We start from the raw sequence: 16,491 nt of genomic DNA, 5'->3' as shown, positions 1-16,491 counted from the left end.
CCGGATCAGGATTCAAGGATCAGATCCAGACTTTCGACTGGGTCATGATTCGTTCGGTTTGACACTTTCGAGAAGCATGTCCAGCCATTCGGTCACCTTGTCCCGGTGCTTGTCGCTGGGCAGTTGGGCGGCGCGCCAGGCGATGCCCCGTACACCGTGGTTCTGCAGGAGTCTTGCCAGCGGATCGCCGGCCGAAGCGGCTTCCGCCGGTACGGTTTGCCGTTCGCGCCCCGCGAAGTCCTGGAGCAGCTGCTGCTCGGTGCGCTGGAGGGCGTCGGTGAGGGCATCGGCGTCGTGGGCGGTGAGGAAGCCGGCGTGCACTCCGAAGAAACGCTGGATCGCGTCACAGTGTTCCATGGTGGGGCGCCGGTCGCCGTTGATGAGGGCGCCCGCCTGCTGCCGGGACATTCCGGCGCCGTCCGCGATCTCCTGCTGGGTGTAGCGCCGGCCGTTGGGTTTGACCCGGGTGCGCCGGAGCAGGTCGAGGCGCTGGAGGAAGCGGGCCTGGAGGTCGGGTTCGCCGGCGGGGCGACCGTCGAGGAGGGTTTTGATCACGTCCGTCGGGACGCCGGAGGCCTCCGAGAGTCGCCGCAGGTCGAAGACCTGGTTCAGGGTGCGGCCCATTTTGTTCGCGAGTTCGGCGACCCGCGTGACGGTCGCTGCCAGGGGCGCGTTGGCCACCGCGACGGGAGCCGGGAAGCCGTCTGTCACCAGTGGTTCTCCTAGATCGCGCGAGGTCAGTGGGCACGTGGTCGGCCTCAGGGAATCTATCCGCTCTGCCTCGGGAGAGCTAGAACTTGCCACAGCTGTGGCGGGAATGAGCTGTCGCCAGGCTGGAATTGCCACAATAGTTGACACTCGAATGAAGTCGGTAGCAGGATCGCCACACGGAAATGAAGATCCAGACCGTGAGGAGGGGGAGCTCTCGGTGCCACATCTCGCAGCGGTGGGCCCGTCCGATGGCCTCGTCCGAGCCGGTGAGGAACGCCTGGCGGGCGAAGAAACCGCGCGTGGCGCAGTGCGGTCGGAACGGCGCAAGGAGATTTTGCGCCAGCGCCGTGAGGAACTTGGGCTGAGCCAGGAGGACCTCGCGTCGCGGCTGCGCATCAGCGTGCGCGCCTACGGAAACTGGGAGCGCGGACTCGTCAAGGAGTGGACGGACCGCAAGCTCCTCGCCCTGGCCGAGGCCTTGGAAATGAGCGAGCGGCAATGCTTCTGGCTCTTCCGGGTCATGGTCGACCGCGATCCGCCGCCCACCTGGCGCGCGGCCGAGGAGAGCCGGCTGCCCCAGGACCCGGCCCAGCGCGACTACCTGTGTGACTACGCGGCCCTGATGGAGGCCGTTCCCTACCCGAGTTTCCTGGTGGACCACCGATGGGACGTGGCCCTCACCAACTCGGCCTTCGACCAGCTCTTCCAGTCGGTGCGCCCGCATCCGACGGCCCTGCCGGACGACAACTTCCTGCGCTTCGTGCTGTTCCACCCGGACGCCGCGGCCGTGTTGGAGGACCACGAACCGGGCTGGTGCGTACCGCTGTTGGCGCAGTTCGCGACCGCGCTGTCGGCCGCGCCCGAGGACGAGGGGCTGCGGAGCATCCGACAGGAGGTGGCCCGTGACCCGTTCATGGAGGCCGCCTACCGCTACGGCGTCCCGCACTGGCTGAGCACCCACGGCGAGGCGGCGGCCGAACAGGACGGAGCGGTACGAACGGTGCGTCATCCCGACCCGGGGTGGGGCGTGGTGCGCTGCCGCATGGTGGCGGAATCCAGCCGAATGCTGGAAGCGATGGGACTCACCCGGATCACCCTGGTGCTCTCGGCCCCGCAGGGCCTGCCCAAGGGACCGGTGCGCGGCGGGGGCGGAATCCCGCAGCAGCAGGGGGCGCGGCTGCGGGCCGTGCCGTCGTTGGAGGACTGACCTACCGGGGCCATCGGCCCCCGCCCGGCTGTCGCGGTGGGTCACCACCGCCTGGATGCCACGATCCGTGCCACGATCCGCGTCACGCGCGGAGGCCACGGACCGTGGCATCGTTCGTGTCGGGGGACGCGGCACGGACCGCGGCTCCCGGCGGACGCGACGACCCCTCGGGTCCGGTGGTCCGGCGGGTCCGCCGGTCCGGTGGTGTCCGGTGCGGTGGGTCCGGTGGTGACGGCGAAAGGACGGTAAGAGGCGTGCGGTTGACCATCCTCGGCGGGGGCGGATTCCGCGTCCCGCTCGTTTACGGAGCACTTCTCGGGGATCACGCCGAGGGCCGGGTGTCACACGTGACCCTGTACGACGAGGATCCCGGCCGGCTCACCGCCATGGCCCGGGTGCTCGCCGGTCAGGCTGCTGCCGCCGGCGTCCCGGACGCCCCGACGGTCACCGCCACCCGGGACCTGGACGAGGCCCTGCGCGGGGCCGACTTCGTCTTCTCCGCCATCCGCGTCGGCGGCCTGGACGGCCGGGCCGCGGACGAGCGGGTGGCGCTGGCCGAGGGGGTGCTGGGTCAGGAGACGGTCGGCGCGGGCGGTGTCGCGTACGGCCTGCGGACCGTGCCGGTGGCCCGGGAGATCGCGCGCAGGATCGCCCGTACGGCGCCCGATGCCTGGGTCATCAACTTCACCAACCCCGCCGGCTTGGTCACCGAGGCGATGGCGGAGGAACTGGGTGACCGGGTCATCGGCATCTGCGACTCGCCGGTCGGGCTCGGCCGCCGGATCGCGCGACTGCTCGGTGCCCGTCCCGAGGACGCCTGGATCGACTACGTCGGCCTCAACCACCTCGGCTGGGTGCGCGGCCTGCGGATCGCCGGCCGCGACGAACTGCCCCGACTGCTGGCCGACACCGAGGCGTTGGAGTCCTTCGAGGAGGGCCGGCTGTTCGGGGCCGAGTGGCTGCGCTCGCTGGGGGCGATCCCGAACGAGTATCTCCACTACTACTACTTCAACCGTGACACCGTACGGGCCTACCAGGAGGCCAAGCAGACGCGCGGCGCCTTCCTGCGCGACCAGCAGCGGAGCTTCTACGCCGAGGCCGGGGGACCCGGGGCGTCCGCCGGATCCGCGCTCTCGGCCTGGGACCGGACGCGGGCCGAGCGGGAGGCCACGTACATGGCCGAGAACCGGGAGGTGGCCGGCGTCGGCGAGCGCGAGGAGAGCGACCTGGAGTCCGGTGGCTACGAGAAGGTCGCGCTCGCCCTGATGCGGGCCATCGCCCGGGACGAACGCGCCACCTTGATCCTCAACGTCCGCAACCGGGGCACCCTGTCCGTGCTCGACGCGGAAGCGGTCATCGAGGTGCCCTGCCTCGTCGACGCCAACGGCGCCCACCCGGTCGCCGTCGCCCCGCTGCCCCTGCACGCGGTGGGCTTGGTGACCTCGGTCAAGGCGGTCGAACGTGAGGTGCTGGCCGCGGCGCGGAGCGGCTCGCGGACGGACGCGGTCAAGGCCTTCGCCCTGCACCCGCTGGTCGACTCCGTGACCGTGGCCAGGAAGCTGGTCGACGGCTACGCGGCGGAGCACCCGGGCCTCGCCCACCTGCGCTGATTCCGGGCCGGGATCACCCGTACGGCCTTGTGCCGCATGCGGGACGGCGGGGGCGCTGTGAGAGTGCGACTGTGACCACAGCCCCCGCCACGGCCCCCGCGCCCCCGGTGCTCGACCGGCGGCGGCGCAACGTCATCTTCGGCACGATCATGCTGGGTGTGCTGCTCGCGGCCCTCGACCAGACGATCGTGGGCACCGCGCTGCCCACCATCGTGGCGGACCTCGGCGGCGGCGACCACATGTCGTGGGTGGTGACCGCCTACCTCCTCGCGGAGACCGTCTCGACGGTGCTGGTCGGCAAGTTCGGTGACGTCTTCGGCCGGAAACTGATCTTCCAGATCTCGGCGATCGTCTTCATCACCGGGTCCTTCCTGTGCGGCTTCGCGAGCAACATGACGCTCCTGATCCTGTGGCGCGGAGTCCAGGGCGTCGGCGCGGGCGGGCTCATGGTCACCGCGATGGCGCTGATCGCCGACGTGGTGCCGCTGCGCGAACGCGGCAAGTACCAGGGCGCGATCGGCGCCGTCTTCGGCGTGGCCACCGTCATCGGGCCGCTGCTGGGCGGGCTGTTCACCGACTCCCTGAGCTGGCGCTGGTGCTTCTACGTCAACGTCCCCATCGCCATCCTCGTGGTGATCGCGGCCGCGCGGACCATCCCCTCGGTCCGGGCCGCCGGCAAGACCGTGATCGACTACCTCGGCATCGCGCTTGTCTCGGTCGGCGCGAGCGCCCTGATCCTCGGCACCAGCTGGGGCGGCAACGAGTACGCCTGGTCCTCCCCGATGATCATCGGCCTGTTCGGGATCGGTGTCCTGGCCCTGGCGCTGTTCTGTCTCGCGGAGGTCCGCGCCGCGGAACCCATGCTCCCCATGAGGCTGTTCGGCAATCCGGTCTTCTCGATCTGCTCCGTCCTGAGCTTCGTCGTCGGCTTCGCGATGCTCGGCGCGATGACCTTCCTGCCGACCTACCTGCAGTACGTGGACGGCGACTCGGCCACGGTCTCGGGCGTCCGGACCCTGCCGATGGTCATCGGACTGCTCATCGCCTCCGTCTTCAGCGGCAACTTCGTCAGCAAGACCGGCCGCTACCGGATCTTCCCCATCGCCGGCTGCGCGGTGATGGGCCTCGGCCTGTACCTGCTGTCGCTGATGGGACCGGGCACCAGCGCCTGGTTGGCATCCCTCTACATGTTCGTACTGGGCACCGGCATCGGCCTGTGCATGCAGGTGCTGACCATCGTCGTGCAGAACACCGTCGACTACGCCGACCTCGGCACGGCCACCTCCGGCGTCACCTTCTTCCGTACGCTCGGCAGCGCCTTCGGGACCGCCGTGTTTGGCACCATCTACGCCAACACCCTGACCCCCGCGCTGAAGACGGCGGTCGCCGAGGCGGCCCGCGCCACGGGCGAGGACCCGGCGCGGCTGGCCGCGGCCTCGCAGAGCCCCATGGGCGTACGCGGCCTCGATCCGGAGGCGGCCGCCCCGGTGATCGCCGCGTACTCGGACACCATCCAGACGGTGTTCCTGTGGACGGTCCCGGTGGCCGTGGTCGGCTTCGTGGTCGCGCTGTTCCTCAAGGAGGTCAAGCTGCGGGACTCCGCCCGCGCCGGGTCCACCGACATGGGCGACGGCTTCGGTTCGCCCGCCACGGCCTCCGGGGACTCCGCCAAGCTGCTGGAGCTGGCCGTCGGCAAGATCGTACGGAACATGGGAGCGCAGGACGCGCGCGGCATCGTGAACGCCTCCGACACCCGGCTGGACATCGCGGGCGCGTGGGCGGTCATGCAGGTCGAACGGATGACCCGGACGATCGGCCACGCGAGCCTCGGCCTCATCGCCGGGCGGCGCTCCGTGCCGCCCGAGGTCCTGCTCCCCGTCTACGACCGGATGGTGGAGGAGGGCTACCTCACGCGCGACGGGCACTTCTTCTCCCTGACGCGGGCCGGGCAGCGGGAGGCGGACGTCATCTCCGCGGCCTGGGCGCAGTGGCTCGGGGACCAGTTGGAGAAGGACCGCGGTCGACCGCGCAGCGCGGAACTGCGGGTGGCGGCCGACGCGATCGCGAAGCGGCTGCTGGCGGAGGACCTGGCCGAGGGCAACTTCGCGCCGGGCGTCGGACAGCGGGCCTGAGGGGGTTGTTCCGGTTCGCCTTGGGGAGGGCGTGGGGTGGAACTCCCGTGCGAGCCGGGGGAACTCCCGGTGGACGGCGGACGTCCTACGTGGTGAGACGTGTGCGGTGACGGGGACGACGGGGGACGGACATGGCGATCACGTTGGCCGAGGAGATCATGCTGTTGTCCCTGGACGACGAGTCCGGGGCGGCGAAGCAGCGGCAGGCGGCGGGATGGGCCGTAGCGGGCGCCATCCTGCTCGAACTCGTCATGGCGGAACGGGTGTCGGTGTCGGGCAAGTACCTGACGCTCGTCGACGCCGACCCCACCGGGGAACAACTCCTCGACGGCAGGATCCTGTTGATCAAGGCCTGGCTGCGGGACCGGGACAAGCGTCGGGTGACGGAGTGGCTGACCAAGGACCACACCAAGGCGGTCGCCGCGACCCTGGAGAGCCTGGGCGAGCGCGGGCTGGTCGTCGAGGAGGTGCGCAAGGTCTTCGGGGTGTTCCCGCAGCGGCGCTACCCCGAGGCCGACGGCTCCGTGGAGCGCGCACTGCGTGAGCGGCTCGCCGCGGTCGTCCTGGAAGGCTCCGAGCCGGACGAGCGGACGGCGGGGCTGATCTCACTGCTCCACTCGGCCAAGCTGCACCGATTGGCCTTCCCGGGTCGGGAGGACAAGGCCGTGGTCCCGAGGATGCGGGAGCTGGCCGCCGGTCAGTGGGCCGCCGAGAGCGTGCGCATCGCCATCCGCGACATGCAGGCGGCGATGCTCGCGGTCACCGCCGCCACCGTCGTGGCGGCCACCGCCTAGTGCTCTGACCGCATAGGTTCACCGGCTTGGGGTGGTGTCCGGAGCTGGAGGTATCAGCTTGGGGCCGTCTTACCGTTCGTTGGGGGTGTTCTCCATCGCCCACCTGCGGAAGAGGACGAGTACCTCGGTGAGGTTGCCTGGTCCGCATGCGGCGTCGAAGGTCATGTCGGAGGTCCGGGCCATGACCCAGTCGTTCTTGCTGCGTTTGAGGTCCTGGCGAGGGAAGTCGTGTCCCTCCAGGTCGGTGTCCTCCAGATCGATGCGGACGGACCAGCCGGGGTTGTCGAGCGTCTCGATCTTGACACCCCACTCGTGCTCCCAGTCCTCGTTGCACTGTGCGGAGTACCAGGCCTGCAGCCACTCCAAGACGTTCTCGGCTTTGTTCATGGCACGAGATGCTAGGTCAGCCGCGAGGCCAGGGCCGGACCGCGGATGGTGTTCGCCTTCGATGAATTCGGCCCGCTGGGAATCCGCCCCACCACAGGCTCCTGCTGGGCTGCCCAGACCAAGCCCGACCGCATCCCGGTGACCTACCACCGCACCCACGGCGTCACCTGCTTCCACGGCTGCTACTCCATCGGCGACGACACCCTGTGGGGCGTCAACCGCCGCCACAAAGGCTCTGCCCAGTCCCTGGCCGCGCTGGGATCGATCCGTGCGGCCCGACCCGACGACGCACCCATCTCTCGCCGCCGAACGCAAGGAACGCGCCCGCATCCGCAGCGCGAAAGCCATCCGCTGGGGCGGATGCCCCCTCACCGACGCAGCCTGACCCCAAACCGGTGAACCTCTGCGGTCAGAGCACTAGGTTCGGGGCGCGGAAGCCGTCGGGCGGGCCCGACGGGCTCGGCGGGCGGCCTCGGCGGGTGGGTCGGCGTCGGTTCAGGAGTCGGCGCCGGCCGTGTTGCGGCAGGTGTAAGAGGCGTCCTGGGGCGGGGGAGCGAGCTCCGGGCGCCAGCTGTGCAGCACCGCGGCCGTGGGGGCGTAGAGCTCCCCCGGAATTCCGGCCGGGGCGAACCACTCCCAGCGGACGATCTTGTGGGGTTCGGTGACCCGGGGCGTGCCGGTGGCCGAACGGGTCACGGCCGCCGCCGTCAGCCGGGTCACCCCGGACGTCGAGTCGATCCCGACGGCGAGCACCTCGACGCCGTCGGGCGCGGTGCGCAGGTCCGTCTCCTCGGCCAGTTCGCGGGCCGCGGCCTGCTCGAAACCCTCACCGGGGTCGACCTTGCCGCCCGGGAGCTCCCAGCGGCCGTCGTGCGCCTGCCCGAGCAGGATCCGGTCATCGGCCCCGATCACGATCAGTCCGACGCCGACCACGGCGTGGGGGCGGGGCGCGGCTCGTTCGGGGCGTTCGTTCCCGTCGGTCATGGTTCCATTTGCCGGTTCGGCAACGTGATTTGTCAAGCGCCGCCGGCCGGGCGCACCCTCGCGGCCATGGACAACGTGACGCGCAGCGAATTCGACGTGGTGATCGTGGGCGGCGGTGCCGCCGGGCTCGCCGGGGCGCTGACCCTGGCCCGGGCCCGCAGGTCGGTGCTGGTGCTCGACTCCGGGGCGCCGCGCAACGCGCCCGCCGCGCACCTGCACGGATACCTGGGTCGTGACGGCGAGAGCCCCGTCGGGCTGCTGGCCCGGGGGCGGGAGGAGGCGGCCGGGTACGGGGCGCAGTTCCGGTCCGGGCGGGCCGGGACCGCGATCGTCGCCGACCGGGCGGAGGACGGCTTCCTGGTGCGCTGCGGGGACGGTTCGGCCGTCCGGGCGCGACGGCTCCTGGTCGCGACCGGGTTGGTGGACGAGCTGCCCGAGCTGCCCGGGCTGCGGGAGCGCTGGGGGCGGGACGTGCTGCACTGCCCGTACTGCCACGGCTGGGAGGTCCGGGACCAGCCCCTGGCGGTTCTCGGGACCGGCCCGCTCGCGGTGCACCAGGCCCTGCTGTGGCGGCAGTGGAGCCCCCGGGTGACCCTCGTCGCGCACGACGCGCGGCCCGGCCCCGAGGACCGGGAGGCACTGGCCGCCCGAGGCATCGCCGTGGTCGAGGGCAGGGCGACGGGCCTGGTCGTCCACGGGGACCGGCTGACGGGGTTGGAGCTGGCCGACGGTGCGACGGTGGCGTGCCGGGCGGTGGTGGTGGCTCCGCGGTTCACCGCCCGTTCGGCCGTGCTGAGCGGACTGGGTCTGCCGACGACGACGGTGGAGCGCGGCGGGGTGCCGATCGGCACCTGCGTCGCATCCGATGCGGCCACCGGAGCCACGGCCCTGCCGGGCGTGTGGGTCGCGGGGAACGTGACCTCCCCGGTGGAGCAGCTGTCCGGTGCGGCGGCCCAGGGCGTGCGCGCCGGCGCCGCGATCAACGCGGACCTCGTCGAGGCGCAGACGCGCGAGGCGGTCGCGGCGTGGCGGGCCGGGGGCGGGGAGGGCGGTCGGTAGGCGGTGGGCGGCCGGTCGGGAGGGCGCCGGGGCGGCGGGGTGGCGGTCGGGAGCGCGGCGATTCGGACAACCGTGCGGGTTTCGTTCGAGGCTCGTCCGTGCAGGCTCTCGCGGTGTGATCGTCGTACGGTTCATCGGCCGCCCAGGGGGATGCAATGGCACACGTACTGGTCATCGGCGGAGGGATCGCGGGGTTGGCCACCGCCCTGCTCGCGGCGCGGCGCGGACACACCGCCGAACTGTTCGAGCGGGACACCCGCGCCCCCGGTACGGCCCTCGACCGGGACTTCTTCCGCTGGCGGCGACCGTCCGTACCCCAGGCGGCGCAGCCGCACGCGCTGCTCGGAGCGGCCCGCAAGGTGCTGCTCGGCGAACTGCCCGACGTACACGCCGAGATGCTCAGGCTCGGCGCGCGGGAGCGGCACGAACTGGACTGGTTCGACGCCCGCCCGCCGGCGCGGCCCGGCGACGAGGACCTCGTCATGCTCCAGGCCCGCCGCATCGTGCTGGAGAGCGCGCTCGCCACGGCCCTGCGCGCCGAACAGGGCGTGGTCACCCGGTACGGGGAACCCGTGGAGGGGCTCGTCACGGTCGGCGAGGACGGAACCGGAACCGACCCCCGTGTCGATCCCCGCGCAGACCCTCGCGCAGAACCCGCGGACCCTCGCGCCGGCATTCGGGTGACCGGGCTGACCACCGGCAACGGGGCGTACGAGGGGGACCTGGTCGTGGACGCCGCCGGGCGGCGCGGCGGCGTCGAGCGCCTGCTGGCGGCGGCCGGCTGCCGTCCCGCCGCCGTCGAGCGGCACCGCACCGGGCTCGCGTACTTCTGCCGTTGGTACCGGCTGCCCGAGGGCATGGAGGAGGGGCCGCGCCGACCGTGGACCGTGACCGGCGGGGCGTTCGCGGGCTGTGCGGTCTTCCCGGCCGACAACCGGATCTTCGCCGTCACGCTGTTCGTGCACACCGACGATCCCAGTCGGGGCGCGCTGCGCACCCCGGCCGTCTTCGACGCCGCCGTACGCGCCTTCCCGCCGGGCGCGGCCTGGCTGGAGACCGGCGCCGAACCGCTGTCCGGCGTCCTGGCCATGGCGAGCCTCGACAACCGGTGGAGCGCCCTGGCGGACGAGCGGGGTCCCGTGGTGAGCGGGCTCGTCCCGGTCGGGGACGCCCTCACCCACACCAACCCGACCCTGGGGCAGGGCACCTCGCTCGCGCTGTGGGCCGCGCACCGGGTGGCCCGGTCGGCGCACCGGGAGCCGGGGACCCTCCGCTTCGCCGCCGAGTACCACGACTGGGCCGTCCGGACGCTGAAGCCCTGGTTCGACTTCCAGGTCGTCGCCGACACGGCCATCGGGGCGCGCTTCGCGACCCGTGCGGGGCGGACGGGGACGGCGCGGGAGGTGGCCGCGCTGTTCGACTGCGCGCTGGAGGACCCGGAGGTGATGCGGGCCCGCGCGAAGGTCCGGCACCTGGCCGAACCCCCCGAACGGGCGTACGCGGACCCCCGCATCCGGGCCCGCGTGACCCGGTGGCTGGCCGCCCGCCCGGACTACGCCCCGAACGCGGTGGGTCCGGACCGGGCGCAATGGGAAAGGCTCACGGCGGTCTGAGGGCCACCCGGCGGCGCGTCTCGGGGGGCGGGGCAGGGCCGCGTTCCCGCAGGCCGGGGATCCGCGGGTTCCGGCCCCGGCGGCGTGTCAGCCACCGGCTCCCAGGACTTCGGCGAGGTCGTAGCCGATGACCTCCTCCAACTGGGCGTACGTGCAACCGAGCGGGGTCCGGTCCGGGCGCCAGCGGCGGAACTGGGCGGTGTGCCGGAAACGGTCGCCCTCCATGTGGTCGTAGGCCACCTCGCAGACGCGCTCGGGGCGCAGCGGCACCCAGGAGAGGTCCTTCTTGCCGGTCCAGCGGCTCTGGGCGCCGGGCAGGCGGGCGCTCTCGTGCGCGGATTCCTCGGCCCAGGCGGCCCAGGGGTGTTCCCGAGGATCGTCCATGCGCAACGGCGCGAGCTCCTCGACCAGTTCGGCGCGGCGCTTCATCGGGAAGGCCGCGCAGACGCCCACGTGCTGGAGGGTTCCGTGCTGGTCGTGGAGCCCGAGGAGGAGCGATCCGATGATCGGACCGCTCTTGTGGAAACGGAAACCCGCGACGACGACGTCGGCCGTACGCTCGTGCTTGATCTTGAACATGAGGCGGGCATCGGGCCGGTACGGGAGGTCGAGGGGTTTCGCGATCACCCCGTCCAGTCCGGCGCCCTCGAACTGCTCGAACCACTCCCGCGCGAGCGCGGGATCGGTGGTGGCGGGCGCGAGGTGGACGGGGGGACGGGCGGTGGAGAGGACCTGGACGAGGGCGCCGCGGCGCTCGGCGAGCGGGGTGTCGAGGAAGGCGTCGTCGCCGAGGGCGAGCAGGTCGAAGGCGACGAAACTGGCGGGTGTCGTCTCGGCCAGGAGTTTCACGCGCGAGGCGGCGGGATGGATGCGTTCGGTCAGCCGGTCGAAATCGAGCCGCCCGTCGTGCACGATCACGATCTCCCCGTCCACCACGCAGCGATCCGGCAGGTTGTCCGTCAATGCCGCCACCAGCTCGGGAAAATACCTGGTCAAGCTCTTGCCGGTGCGGCTGCCGATCTCGACCTCGGCGCCGTCGCGGTACACGATCGCCCGGAAGCCGTCCCATTTGGCCTCGTACTGCATGCCGTCCGGGATGGCGGACACGGACTTGGCGAGCATCGGCTTCACGGGGGGCATCACCGGCAGTTCCATAGACAGGATTCTGCGGTGGTACGTCCGGCCCCGCCCGGTATGCGCACCCGGGCGAGCCCGCCTACCGTGGCGCACATGGCTGCTGCGGGTGGTGCGATCGAGCTCGACGCGGGCGGGCGGGCGGTACGGCTGTCCAGCCCGGACAAGGTCTACTTCCCCGAGCGGGGACTCACCAAGAGGGACGTCGCCGAGTACTACCTGGCCGTCGCCGACGGCATCACGCGCGCCCTGCGCGACCGCCCCACGACCCTGGAACGGTTCCCGGACGGGGTGGAGGGCGAGTCCTTCTTCCAGAAGCGAGCACCCAAGAACCTGCCCGACTGGATCCCGACCGCCCACATCTCCTTCCCCAGCGGCCGCACGGCGGACGAGATCTGCCCGACCGAGCCCGCCGCCGTCCTGTGGGCCGCCAACCTGGGCTGCCTCACCTTTCACCCCTGGCCGGTGCGCCGCGACGACACCGACCGGCCCGACGAACTCCGCATCGACCTGGATCCGCAGCCCGGCACCGACTACCACCACGCGGTGGCCGCCGCCCACGAACTGCGGGCCCTGCTGGACGAGCTGGGGCTACGGGGCTGGCCCAAGACCTCGGGCGGGCGCGGCCTGCACGTCTTCGTGCCGATCGCACCCCGCTGGACGTTCACCGAGGTCCGGCGCTGTGCCATCGCCCTGGGCCGGGAGCTGGAGCGGCGGATGCCGGGCAAGGTCACCACGGCCTGGTGGAAGGAGGAGCGCGGCGAGCGGATCTTCGTGGACTACAACCAGACGGCGCGCGACCGGACCATCGCCTCCGCGTACTCCGTCCGCCCGCGTCCCCACGCCCCGGTCTCGGCGCCGCTGCGCTGGGACGAGGTGGACGACGCGGAACCGCGCGACTTCGACATCGTGACCATGCCGGCCCGCTTCGCCGAACTGGGCGACCTGCACGCCGAGATGGACGACCACGCCTTCTCGCTCGACACGATCCTGGAACTCGCCGACCGGCAGGAACACGACCACGGCCTGGGGGACATGCCCTACCCCCCGGACTACCCCAAGATGCCCGGCGAACCCAAGAGGGTCCAACCGAGCCGGGCCAAGCACGAGGACGGTCCCGATACCGCCTGAGAGGGCGTTCATTCGGCGAGCGCCGGTCGATCGAGTTGGGGAACACTGTGCGGATGACCTCCGCGACATCCCCCACAGCACGGGAACAAGCCCTTCGACACGTCGCGGAACTGGCATCGGGCCCTCCGGTGGATCCGGCGCTTCGGGTGACCCTCAACTTCCACCCGGACCGGCTGTTGCACGGCAAGCCGATCCTGGACGCCCTGGCCGAGGACGGCGTCTACCGCTCGCAGTTCGTCACGGGGACCAGCAACGGCGGACTCACCGCGCATCCCGGTGGCGACCGGTGGCGTTGGGAGAGCCGGATCTTCGACGGGGCGTACGACGCGGCGAGCGCCCATGAGCGTCCCGTCTACGGCGCGTTGAACTTCCGTCGCAAGCCGTTCGGTGGGGCGCCGCGGTTCGGCTCCGCCCACTTCCGGCTGTCGGCGCGGACCCTGGCGCGGACGACGTTCTGCTACCCGGACAGTTTCCTCGAACCCTCGGATTTCGGCGTCGCGGCCCGCATGGGCCTCGTCGCTCTGGCCCTCGCCGATCGGCAGGACGAACTCGACGACTACGTCGAGGCCCAGGTGCACGGGCAGGTCCGGCTGCGCCGCGATGCGGAGGCGCTGGTCCTGGACCCCTGCTTCCGAGACACGCCGGTCGAGGCCGCGGCCCTGCGTCTTGGCTGCCCGGTGGAGTGGCACCCCGGTTTCCGACTCGGGGTCGAGGAACTCCGACGTCACCCGGACTATCGCGGCCGGGACCACGTCGACCTGGGCGCGCGGATCGCGGTCGACGGCGTGCTCGACCCTCGGATCGTCGGGAATGCCGTACGTGCCGGCCTCCACGACCCCCAGGCCGTCAAGAAGGTGTGGCACTGCCTCGCGCGGTTCGGGACGCCCGCGGAGGCCGCCGCCGAACCGGCGCCCCCGGTACCGGAGGCGGTACCGATGGAGGGGGCGGGGGCGGTGGCCGATGGTGAGTGATCGGCGGCGTGAGGCCGCCGCGCCAGGGTGTCGGCCGCTGCTGTTCCTGGATGTCGACGGGCCGCTGATCCCCTTCGGGGGGACGGGATACCGGACGTACCCGGGGCGGTGGGAGACGTACGGGAACCCGCTGTTGGCTCGGCTCGACCCCCGCGTCGGTGCGCGGCTGCTGGCGTTGCCCTGTGATCCGGTGTGGGCCACGACGTGGGTCGAGGAGGCCAACGAGGCCGTCTCGCCGATCCTGGGACTGCCTCGACTGCCCGTGGTCGAGTGGCCGGAGCCGGCTGCCGACGAGGGGCGGGACGGCCTGCACTGGAAGACCCGGCCCCTCCTGGCCTGGGCGGGGGACCGGGCGTTCGCCTGGTTCGACGACGAGATCACCCCGGCCGACCGCGCCTGGGCCGCCGCCCACCACCCGCGACCCGCCTTCCTCCACCGGGTCGACCCCCGTACCGGCCTCACCGAACCGGACTTCGAAGCCCTCACGCACTGGCTGACCACCCTGACGGCCTGAGTCCGGCAACCAGAAGGCACATCAACGGTTGTTCGCCGGCCGCGGACGACAACCGGTCGCCTTGCGGAAGAGTTTGCGCGCAGGTGCTCGGCGGCGTCTCAGTCGAGGCAGAACTCGTTGCCCTCGATGTCCTGCATCGTGATGCACGACTCGTTCTCCTCGTCGGCGAGGAGAACGTATTGGCGTATCGCGCCGAGCGCGACCAGTCGGGTGCACTCGGCCTCCAGGGTGGCGAGGCGCTCAGCGCCCACGAGCCCGGTGCCGACCCGTACGTCAAGATGCACCCGGTTCTTGGCCACCTTCCCCTCGGGAACGCGCTGGAAGTACATGCGCGGGCCCACCCCCGAGGGATCGGAGCAGACGAAGCCCGCATTGCGACGCTCGGCCGGCAGCGAAAGGTTGTAGGCGTCCCACGTGGCGAACCCCTCCGGCGGCGCCGGGGCGACGTAGCCCAGCACCTCGCACCAGAAACGGGCGACGCGCTCAGGGTCCGCGCAGTCGAAGGTCACCTGGAACTGCTTGATCGTTGACATCGGACCACCATAGTGGCGCGTGGACGGATCGGCGCCGGAGGGGAGTTGAGCTGCTCCAAAATAAGCACGAACGACCGTGCTAATATTTTTCCATGGTCCGGCCGACGTCAATCGGTCCCGCGGAGATCCGGAGGAGTGGGCATGCGTCCCATGGCTGCACTGGTGAGCGTCACCCTCGACATCGCCGCCCGGGTTGCCCCGGGCCTCGCGGGAAAGGCCGCCTTCGCGTTGTTCATCCGGCCGCTCGGGCGGCCCCCGTTGCGGCCCGCGGAGGTCGAGGTGATGGGGCGGGCCGAGCGGGGCCGGTTGACCGTGAACGGCGCGTCCGTCACCACCTACCGGTGGGGAGACGGCCCGCGCCCCGTGCTGCTGGTGCACGGCTGGTCCTCGCGCGCCTCGCGGTTCGCCGCCTTCGTGGAGGCGCTCCGCGCCCGGGGACACAGCGTGGTCGCCTTCGACGCCCCCGGGCACGGGGAGTCCGGCGGTCGGGCCGCCTCGATACGCGACTTCCGCGAGGTCATCCACGGACTGCACCGCGAACACGGGGAGTTCTCCGCCATCGTGGCCCACTCCATCGGGGTCCTGTCGACCCTGTTCACCCTGCGGGACGGCATCCGCGTGGAGCGGGTGGTCGGCATCGGGGGAGTGGCCCACTTCGACTACGTCATCGAAGGGTTCCGCCACGCCCTGCCCGCCGGGCCGGCCGTCGTACGGGCCCTGCGCGGCCATGTGGAACACCGGCTCTTCGCCGGAACCCCGGACATCTGGCGCCGCCTGGATGCCCGCCTCGACCCGGGACCGGCTCCCGAACGCATCCTGCTCGTGCACGACACCGAGGACGATACGACCACCCCCGCCCAATCGCGGGGGCTCGCGGAGGCCTACGGGGAGCGTGCCCGGCTGATCGAGACCCGCGGACTCGGCCACCGGCGCATCCTCCGCGACCCCGAAGTGGTCGCGGCGACGGCCGAGTTCCTCGCCGGAATGAAGTCCGCCCCGGCTCGCTGAGCCGCCCCGGCCCGTCCGCCCCCCGTCAGGCGGCCACGCCCGTCGTGGGCGGTCGTTCCGGGAGTTCCTCCGGGGTGGCCGCGGCCGTCCTCAGGCGGTCGAGGATGCCCCGGCCGGCCCGCTCGTAGGCGACGGTGTCGTCGAGGAGCAGCGAGTGGGCGTTGGACAGTTCCATCAACGCGATGATCTCGAAGGCCAGTTGCGGCACGTCCGTCGCCCCGAACGTCTCGCGGAAGGCGCCCGTCAAACGGGCCTCGTCCAGTACCCGTTCCACGTAACGCGTCCAGTCGGAGCGCGCCGTGGCGATCTCGTCGCGCACCGGGCCGGGTCGCGCGTCGAACTCGGCGGAGACCGTGTAGAAGAAGCACCCGCCGGGGAACACCCGTCCCGCCGAGTAGGCGATCCACCGCTCGCACAGCAGCCACGCCTTGGCGACGCCCGCGGGCTCCTCGCGCACCGGGCGTACGACCTGCTCCACGAACACGTCCACCGCAGCGCGGACGGTCGCGAGTTGGAGGTCCTCCTTGGAGCCGAACAGGGCGAAGACCCCGCTCTTGCTCAGCCCCAGATCGGTGGCGATCCTGCCCAGCGACAGACCCTCGAGACCGTCCACCGAGGCGATCCGCACGGTCCGGTCGAGTACGGTCCGCCGCGTCTGGTTCCCGCGCTCCACGCGCCCGTCTGCCATGCGGCCAGCTTACCG

General features: G+C 71.8%; 16 protein-coding genes and 1 pseudogene. 11 read left to right on the top strand and 6 right to left on the bottom strand.

The genetic code is table 11. The features are described 5' to 3' along the window. Positions 1–42: 42 nt before the first annotated feature. Positions 43–711: a helix-turn-helix domain-containing protein gene (locus ACFY0I_RS13855; RefSeq protein WP_383990965.1), complete on the bottom strand. Its 669-nt coding sequence runs from the start codon at positions 709–711 to the stop codon at positions 43–45. A gap of 334 nt (positions 712–1,045) precedes the next feature. On the opposite strand from ACFY0I_RS13855, the gene ACFY0I_RS13850 reads away from it, so the two are divergent. The 4 genes from ACFY0I_RS13850 to ACFY0I_RS13835 all read left to right on the top strand — a co-directional run bounded on the left by ACFY0I_RS13850 (position 1,046) and on the right by ACFY0I_RS13835 (position 6,454). Continuing rightward, the gene (locus ACFY0I_RS13850; protein ID WP_388894166.1) at positions 1,046–1,918 is read left to right on the top strand and encodes a helix-turn-helix domain-containing protein; all 873 of its coding nucleotides are present in this window, start codon (positions 1,046–1,048) and stop codon (positions 1,916–1,918) included. Between the two features lie 254 nt (positions 1,919–2,172). Further along, positions 2,173–3,528 carry a 6-phospho-beta-glucosidase gene (locus ACFY0I_RS13845; protein ID WP_388894163.1) on the top strand — a complete coding sequence of 452 codons (1,356 nt, stop codon included), beginning with the start codon at positions 2,173–2,175 and terminating at the stop codon, positions 3,526–3,528. Between the two features lie 149 nt (positions 3,529–3,677). After that, positions 3,678–5,660, top strand: a complete 1,983-nt coding sequence (locus ACFY0I_RS13840) for an MDR family MFS transporter (protein ID WP_388894437.1) — start codon at positions 3,678–3,680, stop codon at positions 5,658–5,660. A 131-nt stretch (positions 5,661–5,791) separates the two neighbouring features. After that, the gene (locus tag ACFY0I_RS13835; RefSeq protein ID WP_388894160.1) at positions 5,792–6,454 is read left to right on the top strand and encodes a GPP34 family phosphoprotein; all 663 of its coding nucleotides are present in this window, start codon (positions 5,792–5,794) and stop codon (positions 6,452–6,454) included. Positions 6,455–6,523: 69 nt separating this feature from the next. Here ACFY0I_RS13835 and ACFY0I_RS13830 read toward each other — a convergent pair whose 3' ends face one another. Continuing rightward, on the bottom strand, positions 6,524–6,841 hold the full coding sequence (locus ACFY0I_RS13830; RefSeq protein WP_388894157.1) for an immunity 53 family protein: 318 nt from the start codon (positions 6,839–6,841) through the stop codon (positions 6,524–6,526). A 39-nt stretch (positions 6,842–6,880) separates the two neighbouring features. Here ACFY0I_RS13830 and ACFY0I_RS13825 point away from each other — a divergent pair. Next, positions 6,881–7,138 (top strand): annotated as a pseudogene (locus ACFY0I_RS13825) (IS630 family transposase); the annotation flags it as partial. A gap of 198 nt (positions 7,139–7,336) precedes the next feature. On the opposite strand, the gene ACFY0I_RS13820 reads toward ACFY0I_RS13825, so the two are convergent. Further along, positions 7,337–7,825, bottom strand: coding sequence for an NUDIX hydrolase (locus ACFY0I_RS13820; protein ID WP_388894154.1), 489 nt, complete (start codon positions 7,823–7,825; stop codon positions 7,337–7,339). A 66-nt stretch (positions 7,826–7,891) separates the two neighbouring features. On the opposite strand from ACFY0I_RS13820, the gene ACFY0I_RS13815 reads away from it, so the two are divergent. Next, positions 7,892–8,884, top strand: a complete 993-nt coding sequence (locus ACFY0I_RS13815; protein WP_388894151.1) for an NAD(P)/FAD-dependent oxidoreductase — start codon at positions 7,892–7,894, stop codon at positions 8,882–8,884. 155 nt (positions 8,885–9,039) lie between these two features. After that, complete coding sequence (locus ACFY0I_RS13810) at positions 9,040–10,497, top strand: NAD(P)-binding protein (RefSeq protein ID WP_388894148.1); 1,458 nt, start codon at positions 9,040–9,042, stop codon at positions 10,495–10,497. Between the two features lie 87 nt (positions 10,498–10,584). Here ACFY0I_RS13810 and ACFY0I_RS13805 read toward each other — a convergent pair whose 3' ends face one another. Continuing rightward, positions 10,585–11,652 (bottom strand): ATP-dependent DNA ligase, encoded by a 1,068-nt coding sequence (locus ACFY0I_RS13805; RefSeq protein WP_388894145.1) that lies wholly within the window; start codon positions 11,650–11,652, stop codon positions 10,585–10,587. A gap of 75 nt (positions 11,653–11,727) precedes the next feature. Between ACFY0I_RS13805 and ligD the strand changes: the two genes are divergently transcribed. The 3 genes from ligD to ACFY0I_RS13790 are packed head-to-tail and all read left to right on the top strand — an operon-like array spanning position 11,728 to position 14,247. Further along, entirely contained in the window at positions 11,728–12,762 is a 1,035-nt protein-coding gene (ligD, locus tag ACFY0I_RS13800) for a non-homologous end-joining DNA ligase (protein ID WP_388894142.1), read from the top strand. Between the two features lie 53 nt (positions 12,763–12,815). Beyond that, positions 12,816–13,733, top strand: coding sequence for a DUF3626 domain-containing protein (locus ACFY0I_RS13795; protein WP_388894139.1), 918 nt, complete (start codon positions 12,816–12,818; stop codon positions 13,731–13,733). Beyond that, on the top strand, positions 13,723–14,247 hold the full coding sequence (locus ACFY0I_RS13790; RefSeq protein ID WP_388894136.1) for an HAD domain-containing protein: 525 nt from the start codon (positions 13,723–13,725) through the stop codon (positions 14,245–14,247). The genes ACFY0I_RS13795 and ACFY0I_RS13790 overlap by 11 nt, the downstream gene beginning before the upstream one ends. A 98-nt stretch (positions 14,248–14,345) precedes the next feature. Here ACFY0I_RS13790 and ACFY0I_RS13785 read toward each other — a convergent pair whose 3' ends face one another. Further along, a complete protein-coding gene (locus ACFY0I_RS13785) occupies positions 14,346–14,780 on the bottom strand; it encodes a VOC family protein (protein WP_388894133.1) in 435 nt (144 codons plus the stop codon). A gap of 141 nt (positions 14,781–14,921) precedes the next feature. Here ACFY0I_RS13785 and ACFY0I_RS13780 point away from each other — a divergent pair, with 141 nt between their 5' ends. Then, positions 14,922–15,788 (top strand): alpha/beta hydrolase, encoded by an 867-nt coding sequence (locus tag ACFY0I_RS13780; protein WP_388894130.1) that lies wholly within the window; start codon positions 14,922–14,924, stop codon positions 15,786–15,788. A 25-nt stretch (positions 15,789–15,813) separates the two neighbouring features. Here the strand turns inward: ACFY0I_RS13780 and ACFY0I_RS13775 are convergent, their stop codons facing one another. Then, positions 15,814–16,476: a TetR/AcrR family transcriptional regulator gene (locus ACFY0I_RS13775; RefSeq protein WP_388894127.1), complete on the bottom strand. Its 663-nt coding sequence runs from the start codon at positions 16,474–16,476 to the stop codon at positions 15,814–15,816. Positions 16,477–16,491: the final 15 nt, after the last annotated feature.

It is taken from the genome of Streptomyces sp. NPDC001568, from assembly GCF_042893755.1.
Lineage (GTDB): Bacteria > Actinomycetota > Actinomycetes > Streptomycetales > Streptomycetaceae > Streptomyces.
Note: the sequence above shows the minus strand (reverse complement) of the source record. Positions and strands in the feature narration are given on the sequence as shown.

Excerpts from the sequence above, each read along its gene's own strand:
- ACFY0I_RS13840 (WP_388894437.1), top strand. The coding sequence starts at position 3,678 with ATGCTGGGTGTGCTGCTCGCGGCCCTCGACCAGACGATCGTGGGCACC.
- ACFY0I_RS13835 (WP_388894160.1), top strand. The coding sequence starts at position 5,792 with ATGGCGATCACGTTGGCCGAGGAGATCATGCTGTTGTCCCTGGACGAC.
- ACFY0I_RS13830 (WP_388894157.1), bottom strand. The coding sequence starts at position 6,841 with ATGAACAAAGCCGAGAACGTCTTGGAGTGGCTGCAGGCCTGGTACTCC.
- ACFY0I_RS13820 (WP_388894154.1), bottom strand. The coding sequence starts at position 7,825 with ATGACCGACGGGAACGAACGCCCCGAACGAGCCGCGCCCCGCCCCCAC.
- ACFY0I_RS13815 (WP_388894151.1), top strand. The coding sequence starts at position 7,892 with ATGGACAACGTGACGCGCAGCGAATTCGACGTGGTGATCGTGGGCGGC.
- ACFY0I_RS13810 (WP_388894148.1), top strand. The coding sequence starts at position 9,040 with ATGGCACACGTACTGGTCATCGGCGGAGGGATCGCGGGGTTGGCCACC.
- ACFY0I_RS13805 (WP_388894145.1), bottom strand. The coding sequence starts at position 11,652 with ATGGAACTGCCGGTGATGCCCCCCGTGAAGCCGATGCTCGCCAAGTCC.
- ligD (WP_388894142.1), top strand. The coding sequence starts at position 11,728 with ATGGCTGCTGCGGGTGGTGCGATCGAGCTCGACGCGGGCGGGCGGGCG.
- ACFY0I_RS13795 (WP_388894139.1), top strand. The coding sequence starts at position 12,816 with ATGACCTCCGCGACATCCCCCACAGCACGGGAACAAGCCCTTCGACAC.
- ACFY0I_RS13790 (WP_388894136.1), top strand. The coding sequence starts at position 13,723 with ATGGTGAGTGATCGGCGGCGTGAGGCCGCCGCGCCAGGGTGTCGGCCG.
- ACFY0I_RS13785 (WP_388894133.1), bottom strand. The coding sequence starts at position 14,780 with ATGTCAACGATCAAGCAGTTCCAGGTGACCTTCGACTGCGCGGACCCT.
- ACFY0I_RS13780 (WP_388894130.1), top strand. The coding sequence starts at position 14,922 with ATGCGTCCCATGGCTGCACTGGTGAGCGTCACCCTCGACATCGCCGCC.
- ACFY0I_RS13775 (WP_388894127.1), bottom strand. The coding sequence starts at position 16,476 with ATGGCAGACGGGCGCGTGGAGCGCGGGAACCAGACGCGGCGGACCGTA.